Source organism: Synechococcus sp. H60.1, assembly GCF_047462335.1.
Classification (GTDB): domain Bacteria; phylum Cyanobacteriota; class Cyanobacteriia; order Thermostichales; family Thermostichaceae; genus Thermostichus.
Genome location: NZ_JANSJA010000212.1, coordinates 11,911 through 30,108, shown reverse-complemented (window position 1 = coordinate 30,108; position 18,198 = coordinate 11,911). Strand labels below are relative to the sequence as shown.

Below are 18,198 nucleotides of genomic sequence, written 5' to 3'. Positions count from 1 at the left end.
CTTTAAGCCTGGCGTTGGAGCTGTTGCAGGAGCCAGTTGGCGGCAGCAGTGTTGGTCTGGCTGGCCAGGCGTTCCAGAGCTTGCTCAAGCAGGGCTATCGGCAGGCCCGCCAGCACCTGCGACTGGGCAATGGCCCGATAGCGTCCATCCTCGGCCAGGGCAAAGGCAAAAACGCGCCGCCCCTTGACATCGATGACCCAGTACTCAGGAATGCCCAGGCTGGCATAAAGCTGCTTCTGCTCGTCCAGGTCGAGAGCAAGGGTAGTGTCGGCAATCTCGCCCACCAGGTCAGGGGGTCTTTGGAAACGCAAATCAATCCGCCGCGGCTCGCCAGCTTGGTACCTGGGGATGTTCTCCCCTTTGTAGAGCACTAGGTCAGGGGCGCAGGCATGGGTTTCTGGGTACTCAATCAGACAGCGACCGTAGGACTGCAGGGGCACATCCGGGTGGAGAAAGGCCCAAGCGAAAAAAATGGCCGTCATCAAATCGCTGACGGAGGCGTGCTCTGGCCCTTCCTTGCCCATGTTGACCCACAACCAGCCCTGGTAAAAAGAAATCTTCTGCCAGTCCAGGGTGGGATGGTTGCCAATGGTCAGGTAGTCCTGCCAAGTGGCGTCGTGCCGCTCGAGGATGGGAGGGGTGGCTGGCTTTGAGGCAAGAACCATTGCTCTCCCCTCACAGGCTAGGGGAACTTTCCCTCAAGCCTATCACCCGTCCTGGCAAAGTCGCTGCTTCCGCTCCTGAGAAGCAGGCTGGGCTGGCCAGAAGCCTCACAAGGTAAAGACATCTGCCGGGATCCCTACCTTGGCAGCGGGTCTTTGCGCCAAGCCTGGGGCTGTTGGAACTTGTACAGATCCCGGATCAGCCGCACCCAGCCATCGGCCATGGACTCCACCAAAAGTTTGCCTTTTTCCGGCGTGGCGGCCGTGGCATCCCCCAGGACACCACTCCGGCTGAGGTCGCGAGTTGTCCAGGCAAAAGAGATCCGCCCTTCCAGGCTAATCAGGCTGTCTTCCGGCAGATCCTGAGGGTACTCGCAGACCAAGCGGTCAGTTCGCACTGTCTCGGGCAAAAGGTACATCAGCATGCTGGTCTCGCCATCGCCAGCGTGAATGCCCAATTCCCGCTCTTTTTCCGTCATCAGCTCCTGGCCTTGGTGGGGAACGCGCCAGACGGAGATGGGGAAAAGGAGGAAATCTTCGTACTTCTGGTGCAGGTCGCGGGCCACAATCTGCAGCACTTCGGGCTGGCCACCGTGGGAGTTGAGGAACACCAGCTTGCGAAATCCAGCCCGGTAAATGCTTTCAGCCACTTCGGTTAGCAGGGCCATCAGGGTTTGGGCTGAGAGGGTGATGGTGCCCGGGAAATGCCAGTGCTCGTTGGCCTTGCCATAACACTGGGTGGGCAGAACGTAAGCGGGGATCCCCGGCTCCAGTTTTTCCATAGCCCGCCCGATGATTGCGGTGCCGATGCAGGCATCCACCACCAAGGGCAGGTGGGGCCCATGCTGCTCGATCGAGGCTACGGGCTGGATGATCACCACCTTCTCTTTGTTGGGCATGGACTGGATCTCTGTCCAGGTCAGGTAGGGAAAAAAGCGGTGGGGTGGGATAAAGGTGTGCATCATGGCGGGATCCGGTTGCAAGGAATTTCGAGGAGCCTTGCCTGCAAGACTAGCACCTTGGGCAATCTCTGCTTCCGACGGGATCCCCTCGCAGAACCTGAGAAGGCGTCTCTTAAGATCAGGTGTAGTTTGTCTCGTTCGTTCCTCAGGGAAAGCCTGCCGTCCCATGACGCTATGGCCCTGTCTGCCTGCTCAATGTGGCTCCAGTGAGGAGCCCCCCCTTAGAGGACGTCCTCTGCCTGCTGGGACAGAAGTAGAGAGTGCCCCCACCTCACCCCGCCGCCTTCTAGCTCTGCCGGGGCCGCAAGCCACGCTCTATGGGGAGCTGATTCAGGTTTCTCTTCACCCTCTTGAGGCGGGATCCCCAGCCCTCCTCTGGGTACGGCCCCTATTGCTCCAGCAGGGATCCCAAGTGTGGAACCTGCGATCCACCTCGGACTTGCTCTGGCCGGCTGACGGCTTTGTTGCGGCCTACGCGGAGGAGGTACTGCCCCTGCTCGAGCAGGCCAGGGATCCCTTGCCCCATGAGGCCCGCCAGCGGCTGCAGGCGTTCTTGCAGCAGGTCTGGCAGAGCTAGGCTTTCAGGGACTCCGTTCCGCTATCGCCAACGGCTAAGCTCTGCAGAGCCGATTCCAGCCGCGCCAGCGCCTCGTCAATCTCCTTTGGCGTGACGATCAAGGGGGGCACAAAGCGCACCACCTGGGATCCTGCTGGCACCAGCAGTAGTCCCTGCTCCAGGGCCGCCCTGACCACCTCAGCCGCCGGGATGCGCATGACTAGACCCTGGATCAGGCCCCAGCCGCGCACCTCCTGCACAAGCTGGGGGAACTGCTCCGCCAAGCGGGATAGACCCTGGCGCAGATAGTCCCCCGTCTGCTGGGCATTCCACACCAAGCTCTCCGCCATTAGGGTGTGGCAAACCGCCAAGCCCACCGCACAGGCCAAGGGATTGCCGCCAAAGGTGCTGGCGTGATCCCCCGGCTGAAACACGGCACAAAACTCTTTGGCCAAGAGGGCGCCAATCGGGATCCCACCCGCCAAGCCCTTGGCCAGGGTAAACACATCCGGCTCGATTCCCAGGTTGCAGTAGCCCCAGAGCCTGCCGGTGCGGCCCATCCCCACCTGCACCTCATCCAACATCAGCAGAATGCCCCGCTCACTGCAGACCCGGCGCAGCCACTGAAAGTAGGCAGGATCCCCGGGCACAACCCCTCCCTCCCCCTGCAGCGGCTCCAGCAGCACGGCACACACCCGCTCGCCCCAGCGCTCCAGCACCGCTGCCGTACCCTCGATATCGTTGTAGGGAACGTAATCAAAGCCAGGCACCAAGGGAGCAAAGTCTTTCTGGTACTTGGGCTGGCCGGTGGCCGTGAGGGCAGCCAGGGTGCGTCCATGAAAGCTAGCCTGGGCGGTGAGGATCACCGGATCTTGGATCCCGCGCACCGTATGGGCGTATTTGCGGGCTAGCTTGATGGCGCCTTCATTGGCCTCTGCCCCTGAGTTGCAGAAAAACACCTTGTCAGCACAGGAGTGCTGGGTCAGCCATTGGGCCAGTTGCGCCTGGGGTCGGTTGTAGTAGAGGTTGGAAACATGGTGCAACTGTTGCGCCTGCTGGGTGAGGGCCTGAATCCAAGCGGGGTGGGCATGTCCCAGGGTGCAGGTAGCAATGCCTGCCACAAAATCCAGGTACTCGCGCCCCTCCTCATCCCAAACCCGGCAGCCTTCCCCCCGCACCAAGGTCAAAGGGTAGCGAGCATAGGTGGACATCACATGCCGATTGAACAGCTCGGCGGTTGTCGCAGATCCCAAGGTGGCATCGACAAGAGAAGCGCTTAACGGCGGCATGGCAGAGGGAGAATGGACAGTGTTTCGAGTGTATCACTCTGGCCGGGGATGATATTCTGGCAAGGAGATCCACACCCATGGGGCGACGGGGGGTAACAGTCTGGTTTACGGGGCTAAGTGGGGCGGGCAAAACCACCCTGAGTTGCGGCGTGGCCCAGCAGTTGCAAGCTCTGGCGTTGCCGGTGGAAGTGCTCGACGGTGACCTGGTGCGGCAACACCTCACCAAGGGGCTGGGGTTTGGCAAAGAAGATCGGGATGAGAACGTTCGCCGCATTGGCTTTGTGGCCGAGATGCTGACCCGCCACGGGGTAATCGTACTGGTCTCAGCCATTTCCCCTTATCGGGCCACCCGGCAAGAGGTGCGGCAGCGCATCGGCAACTTTATCGAGGTCTTTGTGGATGCCCCCCTGGAGGTGTGCGAGCAGCGCGATGTCAAGGGCCTCTACCGCAAAGCGCGGGCAGGGCTCATCCAGCACTTTACCGGCATCGACGATCCCTACGAGCCACCAGAATGCCCGGAGGTGGTGTGCAAAACCGCTGAGCGAAGCATCTCCGAGTGTATTGAGCTGGTGATGCAAGGCCTGAGAAGCCACGGCTATCTCTAACAATTCTTCACCTCATAGAGCGCTGGGCCTGGCGGGCTGAGGATCCCTTGTGGGAAGATATGAACAAGCATTTCGTTTCTGAGAATCAAGGTAGCTATGGCAGTGACTCGTGCCGGACGAACCTCTGTGATGCGGGGCAGCAGCGAAGGGAACCCTGCCAAGTTTCTGGAAATGGCCAGCTCTCTGATCAACACTCGCACCCGCCAAGGTAGCGGCAAAAAGGTTGAAGATCGCTCCTCCTACGGCAAGGCGGGCAACCCACAGGAGTTCCTGCAGATGGCTAGCGAGTTGCGCCGATCCCTGGAGCAACAGGGTCGGTAGCCGCCCTTGTCCTCTTCTCTGGACTGTGGGGTCCCCGTCCGGCTCAGCCAGCCGGGCGTTTTTCTTGATTAAGCTCTCCAGCCAGATGAACCCCCAAGCCTTGCCCCTGCGGTTTGTCACCCACAGGTAGGAGAGAGAATGTCAGGATGGGAAAAGTGCTCCTCTGAGCGCTATTGCCAGTGGACGTGGTGAAGCAAAAGAGCATGAAAAACACGGGCTTTTGGCTGGCCGGGATCCTGGGCGTGATCCTGGATCAGGCGACCAAGCGCTGGGCGGTGGAGCGGCTGCTGCCGGGGCCGGAAATCGAGCTGTGGCCGGGGGTGTTTCACCTTACCTATGTGGAGAATACCGGCGCCGCCTGGAGCCTGTTTGCCGATTCGGCAGAGTTTCTCAAGTGGGTCTCGTTGGGGGTAGCGGTGGCGCTGGCGCTGCTGGCGATTCGCGGCGGCAGCCTGGGCCGTTGGGAACAGGCAGGCTACGGTCTGGTCTGGGCAGGAGCGGTAGGGAACGGCATCGACCGCTTTCTCAACGGCTACGTGGTGGATTTTTTTAATCTGGTTTGGATTCGCTTTCCGGTGTTTAACGTGGCGGATGTGGCCATCAACCTTGGGGTGGCCTGCTTGCTGATCGGCTTGCTACAGGACAAATCAAAGGGAACGGAACCGGCTTCCACTTTGCCTCATCCAGAAAAAAAATCTGGCCACGGCGGCAGCAGTTAAATAATAAACACCACCGCCGCCGCGACTTGGGCTCGTGGCTCCCAATAGCCGACAACTCTGCCGTCCCACCTGCGTCCAGTCAGATATAGGCCAGCAAGAGGGGTGAGCACCGAAAGGGCCAGGGCACTGTTGCTCCCTCCTAACTACGCCAGGCAGCTATTTCACCCTCGCCCAGCCAGGATCCTCCAGCGCCTGCCAGGTTGGAGCTGCCTCCCCTTCAACCGCTTCGGGATGGGAGGGTGCAGGTGGAGCGCTCCACCACAACCCTAAGGCTGGCCCCAAGCCCAGCAACAGGCCTAGCCCCGCTGGCGCGAAAATGCCGGATCCCAGGCTCATCAGCAGGGCAAAGGCAAAATTAGCTACATAAAGCACCAGTGGCCCCAACAACTGGCGGCGGTTCAACACAGGCTGATCTTTCCCCCAGAGGAGGTTGGCTACGGTCATAAAGGCCGCTCCGGTCAGCATCCAACCGCCAAAGTTCTGCAGCGGCATGCCAAAGAAGGGCCCCGGCTGAAACCAAGTCCAAAAGGGAATCAAGCCGCGGGTCATAGCCGGATCCAGAACAAAGTCCCAGGCAGTGAGCAGCAGTGCCCCCAACAGGATGGCCTCGCAGTGGATCAGCCAGTGGCGACCTGCTTGCAGGGCCACCCGCGCCAACAGGTAGGACGACAGCCCCACGTAAAACCAAGACAAAGGGATCGTGAAGGGAACCAGCCCGGCAATCTTGTAGCCCAGCCCACTGAGGTAGCCGTAGTCGCCAAAGGGGATCCCCGTGCTGGTACCCAGCAGCTCGCTGGCCAAGGAAATGCCCACCGCCGGGATCAAAAACATTAACAGGCGCCGCACCCCCAACAGTCGGGATCCCATCAAAGCCGCCGCCAGCGCTCCAGACACCATGTAGGTAACACCACCATTGGCCATGCTCAGGGAAAAGGCTTGTAGGCCGATGGGGGGCAAACTGGCCACCCATTCGGGATGGGGTACAACCCAAAGCAAGCCCGCCAATCCAAAAAATAAAGACAGAATGTGCAAACCCAGGGCCAAGGTTTCCAGCAGCCCCCCAATCGAAGCCAGCAGGGGCGGAAATGTTTGCCAAACTCCAAACTGGAGAGGCAAGCTGACGAGAACAGCAGAGGATGACAGCCAATGCATGAGAAACTCCCAGAGGGTGGTCAATCACAGCCGCTCTGCTTTCCCGCCATCTGGGCAGTGGCTGCAGAGAGAAGCAGAGGGCGGAAGGGGGCCGGACGCCAACGACAAACCGTCTGGTCTGCTGGGGAGGGCCCCTTGGATAGAAGCATCACAACGGCTAAGGGTGACACTGCTGATATTTTGCTGCCTATTGTATCAATTCGTAAACATCTCGCCCGGTTTTCCCCAGGGCTCACCCTCCTCCCCACCGCCGGGATCCCTGGTGGGGGTGTACGCCCAGTTGAGCCGGGCTGTCGAGCGCCGGGACTGGTCTCAGGCCCTGCGCCTGGTGGATCTCCTGCTGCAGCGGTCGCCAGATCCCGCCCAGCGTCAGGAGCTGGAGAACTATCGGCTGGCGCTGGAGAGCCATCGCTCTGCCGATGGGGATCCGCCGCCGCCCCAGTGGCCGTTGTTGCACAAGCCCTTTGTCGGGGAATTTCCCGTCACCAACCTTTTCGACCACGATATGCCCCTGGGAGAGAAAGATGGCAACGGACGCTTTGTCAGTGGGCAAGGCCAAGTTTGGCTCCCTGGCCCGTTACACCCCTGCGGCAAAAGTGATGGCCACGCCGGCTACGACTGGGCCATGCCGGTGGGTACGCCGATCTTGGCCACCGCTTCGGGACGGGTTACCTTGGCGCGTCAAGAGCCGCAGTTTTTGTGTCCCAGCTTGGGCCGCCCGGTCAGGGGGTTGCGGGTGCGCATTCGGCACGAGCCAGCCGGCTTGGAAACCCTCTACGCCCACCTCAGCCAAATCCGGGTGCAGGAGGGACAGAGAGTGGCGGCAGGGGACGTAATCGGCCTCTCGGGCGACAGCGGCTGTGCCAGTGGGCCCCATCTCCATTTTGAGGTGCGCCGCCTTGATCAAACCAACTCTGGCCAACCTGCCCCTGTCGATCCCTACGGGTGGTTTGGGTCTGACCTGGATCCCTGGAGCCTGCATCCCCTGGGAGCAGAGAGCCTGTGGCTTTGGCAGGTGGGCCAAGCTCCCAGCCTAGGCGTCTGCTGGCAGGCTCAACAATTCTCCAGTCATCCTCAATAGGCTGGAGACGTTTCCCTCACCCCCAATCTCTCTCCCCGTGGGAGAGGGGAGTGGCAGGGGACTGCTTCGCGGCAATTCGAAACGAATCCCGGCGGCCTATGCCTTGTCGCCAGACTTGGGATGCTACAGATCGCGGCGGACAAAGCCATCTCCCTCCCACTGGTAAAGGGTGGCGCGCGAGTCGCGGTTGGATCCCGGCACGCTGGAGATGACCAGGATCCCTTGGGAGCTGACCCGCAAGCTGGCATTGTTTAAATCTGTCACGCTCAGCAGCGGCACAAACCCCTCCGCTCGGTGTTCCAAGACCAAGACAGACCGCAGCAGGCTGATGCCCCCTCGCTCGGTGAGCAGCACCAGCTTGGGCTGGGCGCTGGAGGTGATGTCGGTGCGCAGCTGCGCCTCCACCAACCGTCCGGGGATCGGCTCAGCCGTGTGGAGCAGGCGAAAATCGTATCCTCCCTGATGTCCAAAGCTGAGAACCCGCACCACTGGCTCCACTGTCGGCTGCCGCTGGATTTCAAACACGGCCACCACATCCTGACGCTCAGAAGCGGTGCGGCTGGCTGCAAACAGGCGCAGGTTTTCGCCGCGATTGCCGCGGATGAACTCCCACCAGATGGATTGACGAAATAGGGCAACAACTCCTTCGCGCGCGCTGCCCCCCTCAGAAACAGCCGGCAACAGCGGAAGCAGCGGCTGGGGGTAGGCAGAGTGAACAGCAAGCGGTAGCGCCAGAGCCAAGGCTGCTCCCCAACTTATCCGAGCCCAGCAATCCAAGGGCTTTCGCATACTTCCCCACTCCTCGACCCTAAGATTCTAAGAGATTGCCCGGTTTTTCTAAGAGACAGTTGGCGGTTTCCTCAAGCAGGATCTCTAGAACTGGGCCAGGGCAAAAAGCGATAGCCTGCCTCTTCAACCGCAGCAACGATATCTGGCAAAGCTTCTGCAGTATGGGGCCAGCGGTCGTGCAGCAGCAAAACCAGGGGTTGTTCAGAGGCTTTCATCACCGACAACTGGGAGCGAACCCGCTCCAAAAGCTGGTCTGCTGTTTGGCCAGCATAGGCATCCTCGGGACTGAGGTTCCAGTAGAGAACCCGATACCCTGCCTGTTCCAAAGCGTGACGTAAAGCAGAGTCTAGGCGAAAACCGCCCGGTGGGCGAACCACTAGTTGGGGATCCAAGCCCAACCTCTTGAGCAGTTGGGTTGTCTGATCCACCTCGGCATAGAATATCTCGTCGCTGCTGTAGAGGCGTTGATAGTCGTGAGTAAACGTGTGGTTAGCTATCGTGTGGTGGTGGGTTTGAATGGCTTTGGCCAGCTCTGGAAAGCGAGAAACGTGATTGCCGATGAGAAAGAATGTAGCCGGCACTTGTAGCTGATCCAAAGCTTGCAAAAGGCGAGGTGTGGACTGAGGCCAAGGTCCATCGTCAATGGTGAGAAAGGCAGAGCGAGGTGGTACTTCCAACAAAGGCCCCAGCGCCTCTTCCAAAGTCAGTTGCAAAGGCCAGCTATTTTCCAGCGGATCGAGCAAAGTGGGATCCGCTGTCCAGCCATGCTGCAAAAAGACCTCTACCTGGGCAGGTGCAGGGGTGATCAGCAGGCGCCCAGTCTGTTCGTCTCGGTTGCCCCAGCTCAGCCGATAGGGCAGCCCCGCAGCAACTTCAACCGTTGTCGAGCGGGTGATGACTGCATAGGGAATATCAATTAAATAATGCCCGTTCACCCGCTCTTGGTGAACCCAGGCAGCAGAAGGAGCCGATAGATAAACCAGCAGGTCTTGGGGATTGCTGCCGCGCACAACGCGAACGCTCTCGATCGGGAGAATAGGATCGTATTCTGAGGTTAGAGTCAGGTTTAGATCAAAAAAAGACTGGGCCTCTACCGCGTAGTAATGCAGCCCTACCAATAGGAAAACCCAAAAAAAGATCGCCACTTTCAGAGAATGCATGGGAGTTGCTCGGGGCTTCGCAACAATCATAGGGCAGAAGGCCATCCCAACTCCCTCAAGAGGGCGGAATGAGCCCAAACTAAGAGCGCAGGCGCTCTTCCCATTTACGAAGAGGAGAGGCCCGGCGGATGTCCCGCCAAATGGCCGTTGCAGCCAGCGCCCCATCGGCGACGGCAATCGACACCTGGTTGAGGCCCTGCTTCAAATCCCCTACCGCGAAGAGCCGCGGATGGGTGGTGCGGCACCACTCGTCGGTCACGAGGTTTTCGCCCTGCCAGCGTAAGTTCGGGATCCCTTTCAAATAGTCGTTGTGGTATTTGGCTCCCATGGCCACCAGGCCGGTGGTTGCCTCGATGTAGGTGCCATCCTCGAGCTCCACGCCCCGCATCTGGTGGTTCTCGCCCAGAAAGCGGCGAATGGGAGACTCGTAAAGGGGATAGCCGTGCTCCGCCAGTTTTTGGCGCATTTCAGGGCCGACCGAGCAGAGGCCGTGAGTCAACACCGAGATATAAGGCGTAAACCAGTTGAGGACAAAAGCCGTATTAATCCGATCTTCTGAATTGACAATCAAAACTGCCTTCTGATCCCGCATTTCGTAACCATCGCAAATCATGCAGACATGAAGCGAGTAGCCTGCATATTCGTAGACATTTTGCATATCAGGCAATTGGGGCAAATAATCGATAATGCCCGTTGCTGCAATCAAATATTTGCTGCGAAAAACAGGGTAGATACTGTTGACTTTTCTTACTTTGACCTTGACAGCAAAAAGGTCTCCCTCATCTGTGACATCTTCCACAAAGCCCCATAGATAGTCCACCCCCAAGCTGAGGGCGTGCTCCCTCCCCTGTCGCAACAGCTCTCGTCCTGGCGTGTTTGGCGGCAGGCCCAGATAGTTGCGCAAATCCTGCATCCAAAAAGAGCGGCCTCTGCTCTTTTCCACCACCAGGCAGCTCAAGCCGTAGCGGGCCAGGTAAATGGCTGCCGACAGCCCCCCTGCGCCACCACCGGCAACAATAACGTCGTAGATTTTGTTCAGGCCAACTTCTAGGTTCCTGCTGTCCAGTTTCATAGACGGGATCCCCCCACAAGCTTTCTACTGGATAAGATTGCAGCCCCAACAAGAAATCCGCAGCTCTAACTACCCTGTTCACGCCTCCCCTCTCTATTGTCTATTGAGGCTGAGACGTGTCGAAGGGGGAAGGGAGCAGTCCCAGCAGCCGTCTAGAATGGGGGCTGAACCCTCTGTTAGGAGAAGAGCCCTATGCCTGGCATCTTAGCCGCCCTTGCCCTCATCTTTATCGGCTACCTGTTCAACTCGGTCAAGATCATCAGCCAGGGCTATGAGGCGCTGGTAGAGCGTTTGGGGAGGTTTCACCGCAAGCTGACACCCGGGTTGCACATCATTTTTCCTCCCATCGACAGGATTGTGTTTAAGGAAACCATTCGCGAGAAGGTGCTGGACGTGCCACCGCAGCAGTGCATCACCAGCGACAACGTTTCTTTGATGGCGGATGCGGTGGTTTACTGGCGCATCACGGATATGATCAAGGCCCGCTACGCCGTAGAGGATGTACAGCGGGCTTTGGTGAACTTGGTGCTGACGGCCTTGCGCGCCGAAATTGGCCGCATGGACTTGGATCAAACCTTTTCCTCCCGCGCCGAGATCAACGCCCGCCTTTTGACAGAACTGGACGAGGCCACCGATCCCTGGGGGATCAAGATCACCCGCGTAGAAGTCAGGGATATCCAGCCCTCTAAGACGGTGCAAGACTCGATGGAAAAGCAAATGGCTGCCGAACGGGAGAAGCGAGCGGCCATTCTCAAATCGGAGGGGGAGCAGCAGGCCAGCATCAACCAAGCAGCGGGGGCTGCCAAGGCGCAGTTGTTGCGAGCAGAAGCTGAGAAGCGCGAGCGGCTGCTGCTGGCCGAGGGTACGGCTGAGGCTATCAAAACCATTGCCGCTACTTTGCAGGAAAACCCAGAGGCAGCCAACGCGCTGCAATACTTGATGGCACAAAACTACATCGATATGGGTCTCAAGCTGGGCAGCAGCCCCAGCTCGAAGGTGATCTTTATGGATCCCAATTCCATCCCCGCTACCCTGCAAGGGCTGCTCTCGATGGTGGATGTGGCCAAGGAAGGGCAGGGATCCGGATCCCGCGCTTCTGGGGCTTCCCAAAAGTTGGGCACCTCCACGGCTTTCCCGACCGAGGTGAACTTTCCTCAGCTCGACTAGTAGCGACAGCTATGGTAGCTTCTGCCCAACATGGAGGGGATCCCGCTTGGCTAGTGGTGGGGCAGGTGGTGGCCGCTCATGGACTGCGGGGCTGGCTACGGGTTAAGTGCTGGTCGGATTTTCCAGAGCGCCTCACTGAGCCAGGGCCGCGCTGGCTGCAGCGGGATAGCGATCCGGAGCCTCTGTTGCATCCTTTGATTGAGGGCCAGTTTTTTCCCGCCAAGGGCTTGTACTTGGTGCGGCTGGAAGGGATCCCCGATCGAACGGCAGCAGAGGCTTGGGTGGGGGCCAAGGTGTTGGTACCGGCTTCCCAGCGCCTGCCCCTCGAGCCGGAGGAGTACCACTACTCCGATCTCATTGGCCTAGCCGTCTACCATCAGGGTCGGCTGCTGGGACATGTCTCGGCAATCTGGGCCGCTGGCCAAGATGTGCTGGAGATCTCTACCCCCGACCAGCGGCAGGTGTTGATCCCCTTTGTGAAAGCTCTGGTGCCGGTTGTGGATCTGGAAAACGGTGAGCTGCAGGTGCAGCCGCCGCCGGGATTGGTGGAGAGCTTTCTCGGCCAGGATTGGGCAAGAAACTGATCTCCATCCCTGCATCCCCTGCCAAAGTTTGCCCTCAGAAGCGGCTGCGTGGCCGTTCTAGGCTTTTGTGCTATTATAGGGGCAGGTTTTTGGGATTTGGATCATCTCTGGCTTCTGGCGTCAATTTCTCTGGATTCAGGTTGGCGGGGGCCGGTATCTCTCTTCAGGATTGGAGTTACGAATGACGGAGAACTACGGTGCAGAGCAGATCCAAGTTTTGGAAGGCTTGGAGGCTGTGCGCAGGCGGCCTGGCATGTACATTGGCTCCACCGGGCCGAAGGGATTGCACCACCTGGTGTATGAGGTGGTGGACAACTCCGTCGATGAGGCCCTGGCCGGCTATTGCGACGAGATTGAGGTCACCCTCCACCCCGATGGCTCGGTGTCGGTTCTGGACAATGGCCGCGGCATCCCGGTAGACATCCACCCCAAAACCGGGCAGTCGGCGTTGGTGACGGTCATGACGGTGTTGCACGCCGGCGGCAAGTTTGGAGGGGGCGGCTACAAGGTCTCCGGGGGGCTGCACGGCGTTGGGGTGTCGGTGGTGAATGCCCTCTCGGAGTGGTTGGAGGCCAGAGTCTGGCGGGAGGGCAAAGTTTACTTCCAGCGCTTTGAGCGAGGGGCGGTGGTGGGATCCCTCAAATCCGAGCCGCAGCCGGTGGGTTCCCAGCGGCGGGGCACCGAGGTGCGCTTCAAGCCAGATGAGCTTATCTTTCCGGAGCGGGAGTTTGACTATGCCGTGCTGGCTGCTCGTCTACGCGAGCTGGCCTACCTCAATGCCGGCTTGAAAATCATCTTTAGTGATCTGCGGCGGGATCCGCCTCAGCGGGAAACCTATCAATTTGCGGGCGGCATCAAGGAATATGTGGCCTTCATCAACCACGAAAAAACCCCCATCCACCCCGACATTGTCTATGTGCGCGGAGAGCGGGATGGCGTCGAGGTCGAAGCGGCTCTGCAGTGGTGCGCAGATGTCTATACCGATACGTTGATTGGCTTTGCCAACAACATCCGTACCACCGAAGGGGGCACCCACTTGGAGGGGCTGAAGACTGCCCTTACCCTTACCATCAACAGCCAAGCCCGCAAGCTCAACAAACTCAAAGAGTCCGACAGCAACCTGGCGGGAGAAAACGTGCGGGAGGGCCTGACGGCGATCGTCTCGGTCAAGGTGCCTAACCCCGAGTTTGAGGGGCAAACCAAAACCAAGCTGGGCAACACCGAGGTGCGGGGCATCGTCCAAACCATTGTCTCCGAGGCCCTCACGGAATATCTGGAGTTCAACCCCAACGTGGCCAGGGGGATCGTCGATAAGGCTATCCAGTCCTTCAACGCGGCCGAAGCTGCCCGCCGGGCCCGGGAGCTGGTACGCCGCAAGTCGGCTCTGGAATCTTCCACACTGCCGGGGAAACTGGCTGACTGCAGTTGCCGGGATCCGGCGGAGTCAGAGGTGTACTTGGTGGAGGGCGACTCGGCAGGGGGCAGCGCCAAGCAGGGACGGGATCGCCAGTTTCAGGCGGTGCTGCCTTTGCGGGGCAAGATCCTCAACATCGAGAAGGCAGATCCCGCCAAGATCTACAAAAACGCCGAGATTCAGGCCCTGATTACAGCGCTGGGCCTGGGGGTCAAGGGCGAGGAGTTCGATCCCAGCCAACTGCGCTACCACCGCATCATCCTCATGACTGACGCCGATGTGGATGGCAGTCACATCCGCACCCTGCTGCTCACCTTCTTTTACCGCTATCAGAAGGCGCTCTTGGAGCAGGGCTACGTCTACATTGCCTGCCCGCCCCTCTATAAGATTGAGTGGGGCCGCAACAATGTGCGCTACTGCTACAACGAGGCCGAGAAAGAGCAAGTCCTGCGCAGCCTGCCGGCCAACACCAAGTACACCATCCAGCGCTTCAAGGGCTTGGGGGAAATGATGCCAGAGCAGCTCTGGGAAACCACCATGAACCCGGCAACGCGCGTCCTCAAGCAGATTACCATCGAAGACGCCGCAGAGGCGGATCGCATTTTCACCATCCTCATGGGGGATGCCGTTGGCCCGCGGCGGGAGTTCATCGAGGCCCACAGTGGCCAGTTGGAACTGGCGGCTCTGGACATTTGATTGGGATTAGTCCACGGGGGAGATGTGGTAGCTGCCATCAGCCTGCACCCAGGCAATCTCCGGGATCCGACACTGGCGGGCATAGGCCTCGATCTCTTCAGGAGGGCGATCCAGCAATTCCAGCTCCACGGCCTCTGACTCCCGCCAGCGGGCGGCCAAGGCCAGCGCTGCCGGGATCCCTGCCGGCACCAGCGGCACCACCAACCGCTGGCAGCCCATTGCCTCGGCTGGGGGGTCGGGGGGCAAGAGCCGCAGCAGCGTATCGGGCAGGAGGGTAAAGCCGATCCCTGGCTGCTCAACTTGCTGAGGGCTGTAGAGAGCATAGAGCTGGTCGTAGCGCCCGCCCAGGGCAATGACCTCTCCTCCCACCACTGCCTGGAAGACAATGCCGGTGTAGTAGGCCAGAGTTTGCAGCAAGCTTAGATCCAGCACCACCCGCACCTGCCGGGCTTCCAGGATTTGGCACAACTGCCGCAGATCCCGCAGCCGCTCCGGGGGCACAGGAAGCTGGGCAAGCTGAGGTAGGACCTGCTCAGGCTGGCCGCGCAATCCCAGAATCTGCAAGCCAATCTGGCGGGCCGCCTCCGGCAGGGGGGCTGATTCTAGGTAAACGTAGTCAAGCTGGGCAATGGCGCGGCGCACCGCCGCCTGGGCCTTGGGAGTAACCGAGTTAAGCAGGCTCTCGGTCAGGCCCACATCTCCCAACAGCAATGTCCAGTTGCTGAGGCCAACAGCGCGCACGCAATCGGCCAAAAGCAGCAAGATCTCAGCGTCGGCTAGCCATCCGCCCGCGCCGATGAGCTCCACCCCCGACTGGAAAAACTCCTGGCTGCTGTAGGAGCCCTCCTCCCGCCGGCTATTGCGGAACACGTTGCCGTGGTAGTAGAGCCGCAGCGGCAGAGGCCCGCCGGCCAGCCGGGTGGCTGCTGCCCGCACGATGGAAGCGGTGAATTCCGGGCGCAACCCCAGCATTGTCCCTTCCCCGTCCCGCAGTTGCAGCACGGCTTCACCGCGGATGGATCCCCCAGCCAGCAGGGTCTCTAACCGCTCTAGGGTGGGCGTGATGATACGTTGGTAGCCGTAGCGGCGAAAAACCTGGGTTAGCTGCGCCTCTAGCCTTTCCCGCCGCTGAACTTCCCGCGGCAAAAAGTCGCGGGCGCCAGTGGGAGGGCGCAGGGAACTGGTTTCCCAAAGCAAATCTGCACCGCCAGGGCAGTCGTACACAGGCCAACTCCGACAGGCTGTCCTGCCGCATCCTACCACTGGAGTAGAGCAGATCAAGTCTCCTCCGCAAGAGGCCAGGGAAAGTCAGGCCACTCCCAAAGGGGATCCGTGGAGTGCACCCGGTGCATCCCCGCTGCCGCAAAGCGGGCAAAGGCTGCCTCCGCCTGCTCGCTAAAATCGACAATGCCGGGGATCACTACCGGCGAGGTGCAATCTTCCAGAAGGTAGACCCTCCTGGCTAGGCTGGGATCTCTAGCCTGGATCTCCTGCAGCAGGTCGCTTACCGTCCAGGCAACGCAGTGGCTTTTGGCTTGGCCAGCCACAATCAGGGCATCAAATTCCAGGAGGTGGTCGATAAGGGATTCATTTTTCTCGTCGATGGGATCCCCCTCCGGCCCCGTCAAGACCTCCGGGCTGAGGGCAGAGTAATTTTCCGTCAAGGGGTTGGCTCCCTTGAGCTGTAAGCTGGGCTGGCTGCCGCGGGCAATGGTGTGGAAGAAGATCGCCTCCTCCACTGCCGGCACCAGGGCATGGCCAATCCCACCCAGCATGGAATGGTAGGGCCAGACAATGAGGGGATATTTCCCCCCTTTCTCCAATTGCTCGGCATAGTGGAGGGCATAGACCTGCAGCCGCGTCAGATCCCCCTGGGTGAGGTTGGCGGCCATGGCAGGGTTGATCCGCCAGCGTCCTGAGAGAATCTCGGCTGCCGAGATGGCGGTAGCTGGCTCGGGATGGGATCCCTGGGCATCCACCCAAAAGACGGGGTGGAAGATCTGCATCGCCGTGTGGGTATCCAGGGTGGCCACAATCTGGGTGATGTGGGCAAGGTGGCGGTAGATGAATTGGCACAGGCGGCAGTTGTCCTCCACCGCCCCCAAGCCGCTGGGGCCGCCCACAAACAGCTCAAAGCCAGGAATGCAGAAGGTGTTTTGCACATCAATCAGCAACAGGCCCACCCGCACCCGATCGGCTTCCGCCGGGGGAATGTGGTGCTCTTGGGCCCAGCGCTCTGCCTCTAGGGCCCGCTGCTGGTAGGGCACTCGCCAAATCTCTCCCACCCGCTCAGGAGCAAAGTGGGAGGGCACAGGCAGGGTTGGCGGCGCTGGAGTTGTCAACTGCGGAGCAGAGGTGTCCATGGCGCTTCCCGTAGCCAAGCTTTTGCTGCTTTGCAGGGTAGGGATCCCTGGCAGGCTGGACTTGCTACCATGGTAGCTCCAACTGGGGCAACCGCTTCTCTGCCTTTCCCCAAGGGCGTTGCCTCTCTGGCTTACTTGAGGGTTCCATGGTAGACCCAAGCTTTTCCTCCCTGCAGCCCCAAGACTACGGCTTACTGACCGATCTCTACCAGTTCACAATGGCTGCCTGCTATGTGGGGGAGGGGCTGGAGAATCAGCCGGCGGCCTTTGAGCTGTTTGTGCGGCGCTTGCCTAGCGACTATGGCTACCTCATTGCCATGGGGCTGGCCCAAGCGGTGGAATACCTGCAGCAGTTGCACTTTCCGCCACAAGCCTTGCAGGCCCTGCAGGAGACGGGCATTTTTGCCGAGGCACCGCCACGCTTTTGGGAGCTGCTGGCTAGCTACCGCTTCGAGGGGGATGTGTGGGCAGTACCGGAGGGGACGGCCGTTTTTGCCAACGAGCCGCTGCTGCGGGTGGAGGCTCCTCTGTGGCAGGCGCAACTGGTGGAAACCTACTTGCTGACCACCTTTAACTACCAAACCCTGATTGCCACCAAGGCAGCCCGCATGCGCGATGCGGCAGGGGATGAGGCCGTTTTGTTGGAGTTCGGCACGCGGCGAGCCTTTAGTCCCCAGGCGGGCCTCTGGGCAGCGCGGGCGGCGCTGGCGGGGGGGTTCAATGCCACCTCCAATGTCTTGGCAGCTCTCAAGTTGGGGCGCAAGCCGGCGGGCACCATGGCCCATTCCCTCGTGATGGCCATTGCCACCCTCTCTGGCGATGAGACCCGGGCCTTTCAAGCTTTCCGGCGCTACTTTCCCCAAGCGGTTTTGCTCATTGACACCTACGATCCCATCCAGGGAGCGCGCACCGCGGCTCAGCTCTTTGCTGCCACCCAGCCGGAGCAACTGGGATCCCGGGGGGAAATCGGCGGCGTACGCATCGACTCGGGGGATCTGGAGGCCCTCTCCCACCAAGTCAAGGCCATCCTGCCGCAGGGGGCGCCGGTGTTTGTCAGCGGCGATCTGGATGAGTACGAGATTGAGCGGCTGCACCGCTCCCAAGCGCCCATCAGCGGCTACGGTGTTGGCACCCGCCTGGTTACCGGCGAGGGCGTGAATGGAGTGTACAAATTGGTGGAGATCAATGGGATCCCCGTGGCCAAGGCCTCCTTTGCCAAAGCCACCCTGCCAGGGCGCAAGCAGATCTTTCGCGGCCCCACAGGGGACTTGCTGGGTCAGGCTGACGAGACCCCGCCCCCCGGCTATGAGCCGCTGCTGCGCCAGATCATGCACAGGGGCGTGCTCCTGGAACCCTTGCCCGACCTGGAAACCATTGCCCGTACCAGTCGTGCCTCGGTGCTGCGCTTACCGAAGGGGGTACGGCAACTGCGTCAGCCGGATCCCTGGCCGATGGCCCTGACTGCAGCTTTGCAACGGGTAAAAGACCACACCCTCGGTCAGGAATCTGCCTGAGGAAAGGGAGTTCTGCTGCACTATAATGTCTTAGCTTTAATGTCTTAGCTTTCAAGTCTCTGCTTCGAGATCTGAGTTTTGCTATTGGACTT

Annotated in this window: 18 protein-coding genes; 9 read left to right on the top strand and 9 right to left on the bottom strand. The window is 60.2% G+C overall.

The genetic code is table 11. The features are described from left to right. Positions 1–2: 2 nt before the first annotated feature. Entirely contained in the window at positions 3–665 is a 663-nt protein-coding gene (locus NW852_RS10540; RefSeq protein ID WP_414372067.1) for a Uma2 family endonuclease, read from the bottom strand. A 134-nt stretch (positions 666–799) separates the two neighbouring features. After that, a complete protein-coding gene (locus tag NW852_RS10535; protein WP_414372099.1) occupies positions 800–1,624 on the bottom strand; it encodes a creatininase family protein in 825 nt (274 codons plus the stop codon). Between the two features lie 166 nt (positions 1,625–1,790). On the opposite strand from NW852_RS10535, the gene NW852_RS10530 reads away from it, so the two are divergent. After that, on the top strand, positions 1,791–2,201 hold the full coding sequence (locus NW852_RS10530) for a hypothetical protein (protein ID WP_414372065.1): 411 nt from the start codon (positions 1,791–1,793) through the stop codon (positions 2,199–2,201). Here the strand turns inward: NW852_RS10530 and NW852_RS10525 are convergent. Continuing rightward, positions 2,198–3,391 carry an aspartate aminotransferase family protein gene (locus tag NW852_RS10525; protein ID WP_414372097.1) on the bottom strand — a complete coding sequence of 398 codons (1,194 nt, stop codon included), beginning with the start codon at positions 3,389–3,391 and terminating at the stop codon, positions 2,198–2,200. The genes NW852_RS10530 and NW852_RS10525 overlap by 4 nt on opposite strands. A gap of 155 nt (positions 3,392–3,546) precedes the next feature. On the opposite strand from NW852_RS10525, the gene cysC reads away from it, so the two are divergent. The 3 genes from cysC (at position 3,547) to lspA (ending at position 5,114) form a co-directional block, all read left to right on the top strand. Beyond that, positions 3,547–4,074 carry an adenylyl-sulfate kinase gene (cysC, locus tag NW852_RS10520; RefSeq protein WP_414364256.1) on the top strand — a complete coding sequence of 176 codons (528 nt, stop codon included), beginning with the start codon at positions 3,547–3,549 and terminating at the stop codon, positions 4,072–4,074. 96 nt (positions 4,075–4,170) lie between these two features. Further along, positions 4,171–4,395 (top strand): hypothetical protein, encoded by a 225-nt coding sequence (locus tag NW852_RS10515; RefSeq protein WP_414364258.1) that lies wholly within the window; start codon positions 4,171–4,173, stop codon positions 4,393–4,395. Between the two features lie 203 nt (positions 4,396–4,598). After that, complete coding sequence (gene lspA / locus NW852_RS10510) at positions 4,599–5,114, top strand: signal peptidase II (RefSeq protein WP_414372064.1); 516 nt, start codon at positions 4,599–4,601, stop codon at positions 5,112–5,114. 156 nt (positions 5,115–5,270) lie between these two features. Here lspA and NW852_RS10505 read toward each other — a convergent pair whose 3' ends face one another. Continuing rightward, a complete protein-coding gene (locus NW852_RS10505) occupies positions 5,271–6,266 on the bottom strand; it encodes a carotenoid biosynthesis protein (protein WP_414372062.1) in 996 nt (331 codons plus the stop codon). 190 nt (positions 6,267–6,456) lie between these two features. Here NW852_RS10505 and NW852_RS10500 point away from each other — a divergent pair, with 190 nt between their 5' ends. After that, on the top strand, positions 6,457–7,347 hold the full coding sequence (locus NW852_RS10500) for a M23 family metallopeptidase (RefSeq protein ID WP_414426723.1): 891 nt from the start codon (positions 6,457–6,459) through the stop codon (positions 7,345–7,347). Positions 7,348–7,470: 123 nt separating this feature from the next. Here NW852_RS10500 and NW852_RS10495 read toward each other — a convergent pair whose 3' ends face one another. The 3 genes from NW852_RS10495 to NW852_RS10485 form a co-directional block, all read right to left on the bottom strand. Beyond that, complete coding sequence (locus NW852_RS10495; RefSeq protein WP_414426722.1) at positions 7,471–8,088, bottom strand: hypothetical protein; 618 nt, start codon at positions 8,086–8,088, stop codon at positions 7,471–7,473. Between the two features lie 119 nt (positions 8,089–8,207). Next, the gene (locus NW852_RS10490; protein WP_414372056.1) at positions 8,208–9,296 is read right to left on the bottom strand and encodes a polysaccharide deacetylase family protein; all 1,089 of its coding nucleotides are present in this window, start codon (positions 9,294–9,296) and stop codon (positions 8,208–8,210) included. A gap of 79 nt (positions 9,297–9,375) precedes the next feature. Next, positions 9,376–10,368, bottom strand: a complete 993-nt coding sequence (locus tag NW852_RS10485; RefSeq protein WP_414364267.1) for an NAD(P)/FAD-dependent oxidoreductase — start codon at positions 10,366–10,368, stop codon at positions 9,376–9,378. Between the two features lie 192 nt (positions 10,369–10,560). Here NW852_RS10485 and NW852_RS10480 point away from each other — a divergent pair, with 192 nt between their 5' ends. The 3 genes from NW852_RS10480 (at position 10,561) to gyrB (ending at position 14,229) form a co-directional block, all read left to right on the top strand. Beyond that, positions 10,561–11,535: an SPFH domain-containing protein gene (locus NW852_RS10480; RefSeq protein ID WP_414364269.1), complete on the top strand. Its 975-nt coding sequence runs from the start codon at positions 10,561–10,563 to the stop codon at positions 11,533–11,535. Between the two features lie 11 nt (positions 11,536–11,546). Next, the gene (gene rimM, locus NW852_RS10475) at positions 11,547–12,119 is read left to right on the top strand and encodes a ribosome maturation factor RimM (protein WP_414364271.1); all 573 of its coding nucleotides are present in this window, start codon (positions 11,547–11,549) and stop codon (positions 12,117–12,119) included. 181 nt (positions 12,120–12,300) lie between these two features. Next, positions 12,301–14,229: a DNA topoisomerase (ATP-hydrolyzing) subunit B gene (gene gyrB, locus NW852_RS10470; RefSeq protein WP_414364273.1), complete on the top strand. Its 1,929-nt coding sequence runs from the start codon at positions 12,301–12,303 to the stop codon at positions 14,227–14,229. 6 nt (positions 14,230–14,235) lie between these two features. On the opposite strand, the gene NW852_RS10465 is transcribed toward gyrB, so the two are convergent. Continuing rightward, positions 14,236–15,426, bottom strand: coding sequence for an ATP phosphoribosyltransferase regulatory subunit (locus NW852_RS10465; protein WP_414364289.1), 1,191 nt, complete (start codon positions 15,424–15,426; stop codon positions 14,236–14,238). A gap of 80 nt (positions 15,427–15,506) precedes the next feature. Continuing rightward, positions 15,507–16,592: an isochorismatase gene (locus NW852_RS10460; RefSeq protein WP_414364274.1), complete on the bottom strand. Its 1,086-nt coding sequence runs from the start codon at positions 16,590–16,592 to the stop codon at positions 15,507–15,509. A gap of 146 nt (positions 16,593–16,738) precedes the next feature. On the opposite strand from NW852_RS10460, the gene NW852_RS10455 reads away from it, so the two are divergent. Beyond that, positions 16,739–18,106: a nicotinate phosphoribosyltransferase gene (locus tag NW852_RS10455; protein WP_414364275.1), complete on the top strand. Its 1,368-nt coding sequence runs from the start codon at positions 16,739–16,741 to the stop codon at positions 18,104–18,106. Positions 18,107–18,198 lie beyond the last annotated feature (92 nt).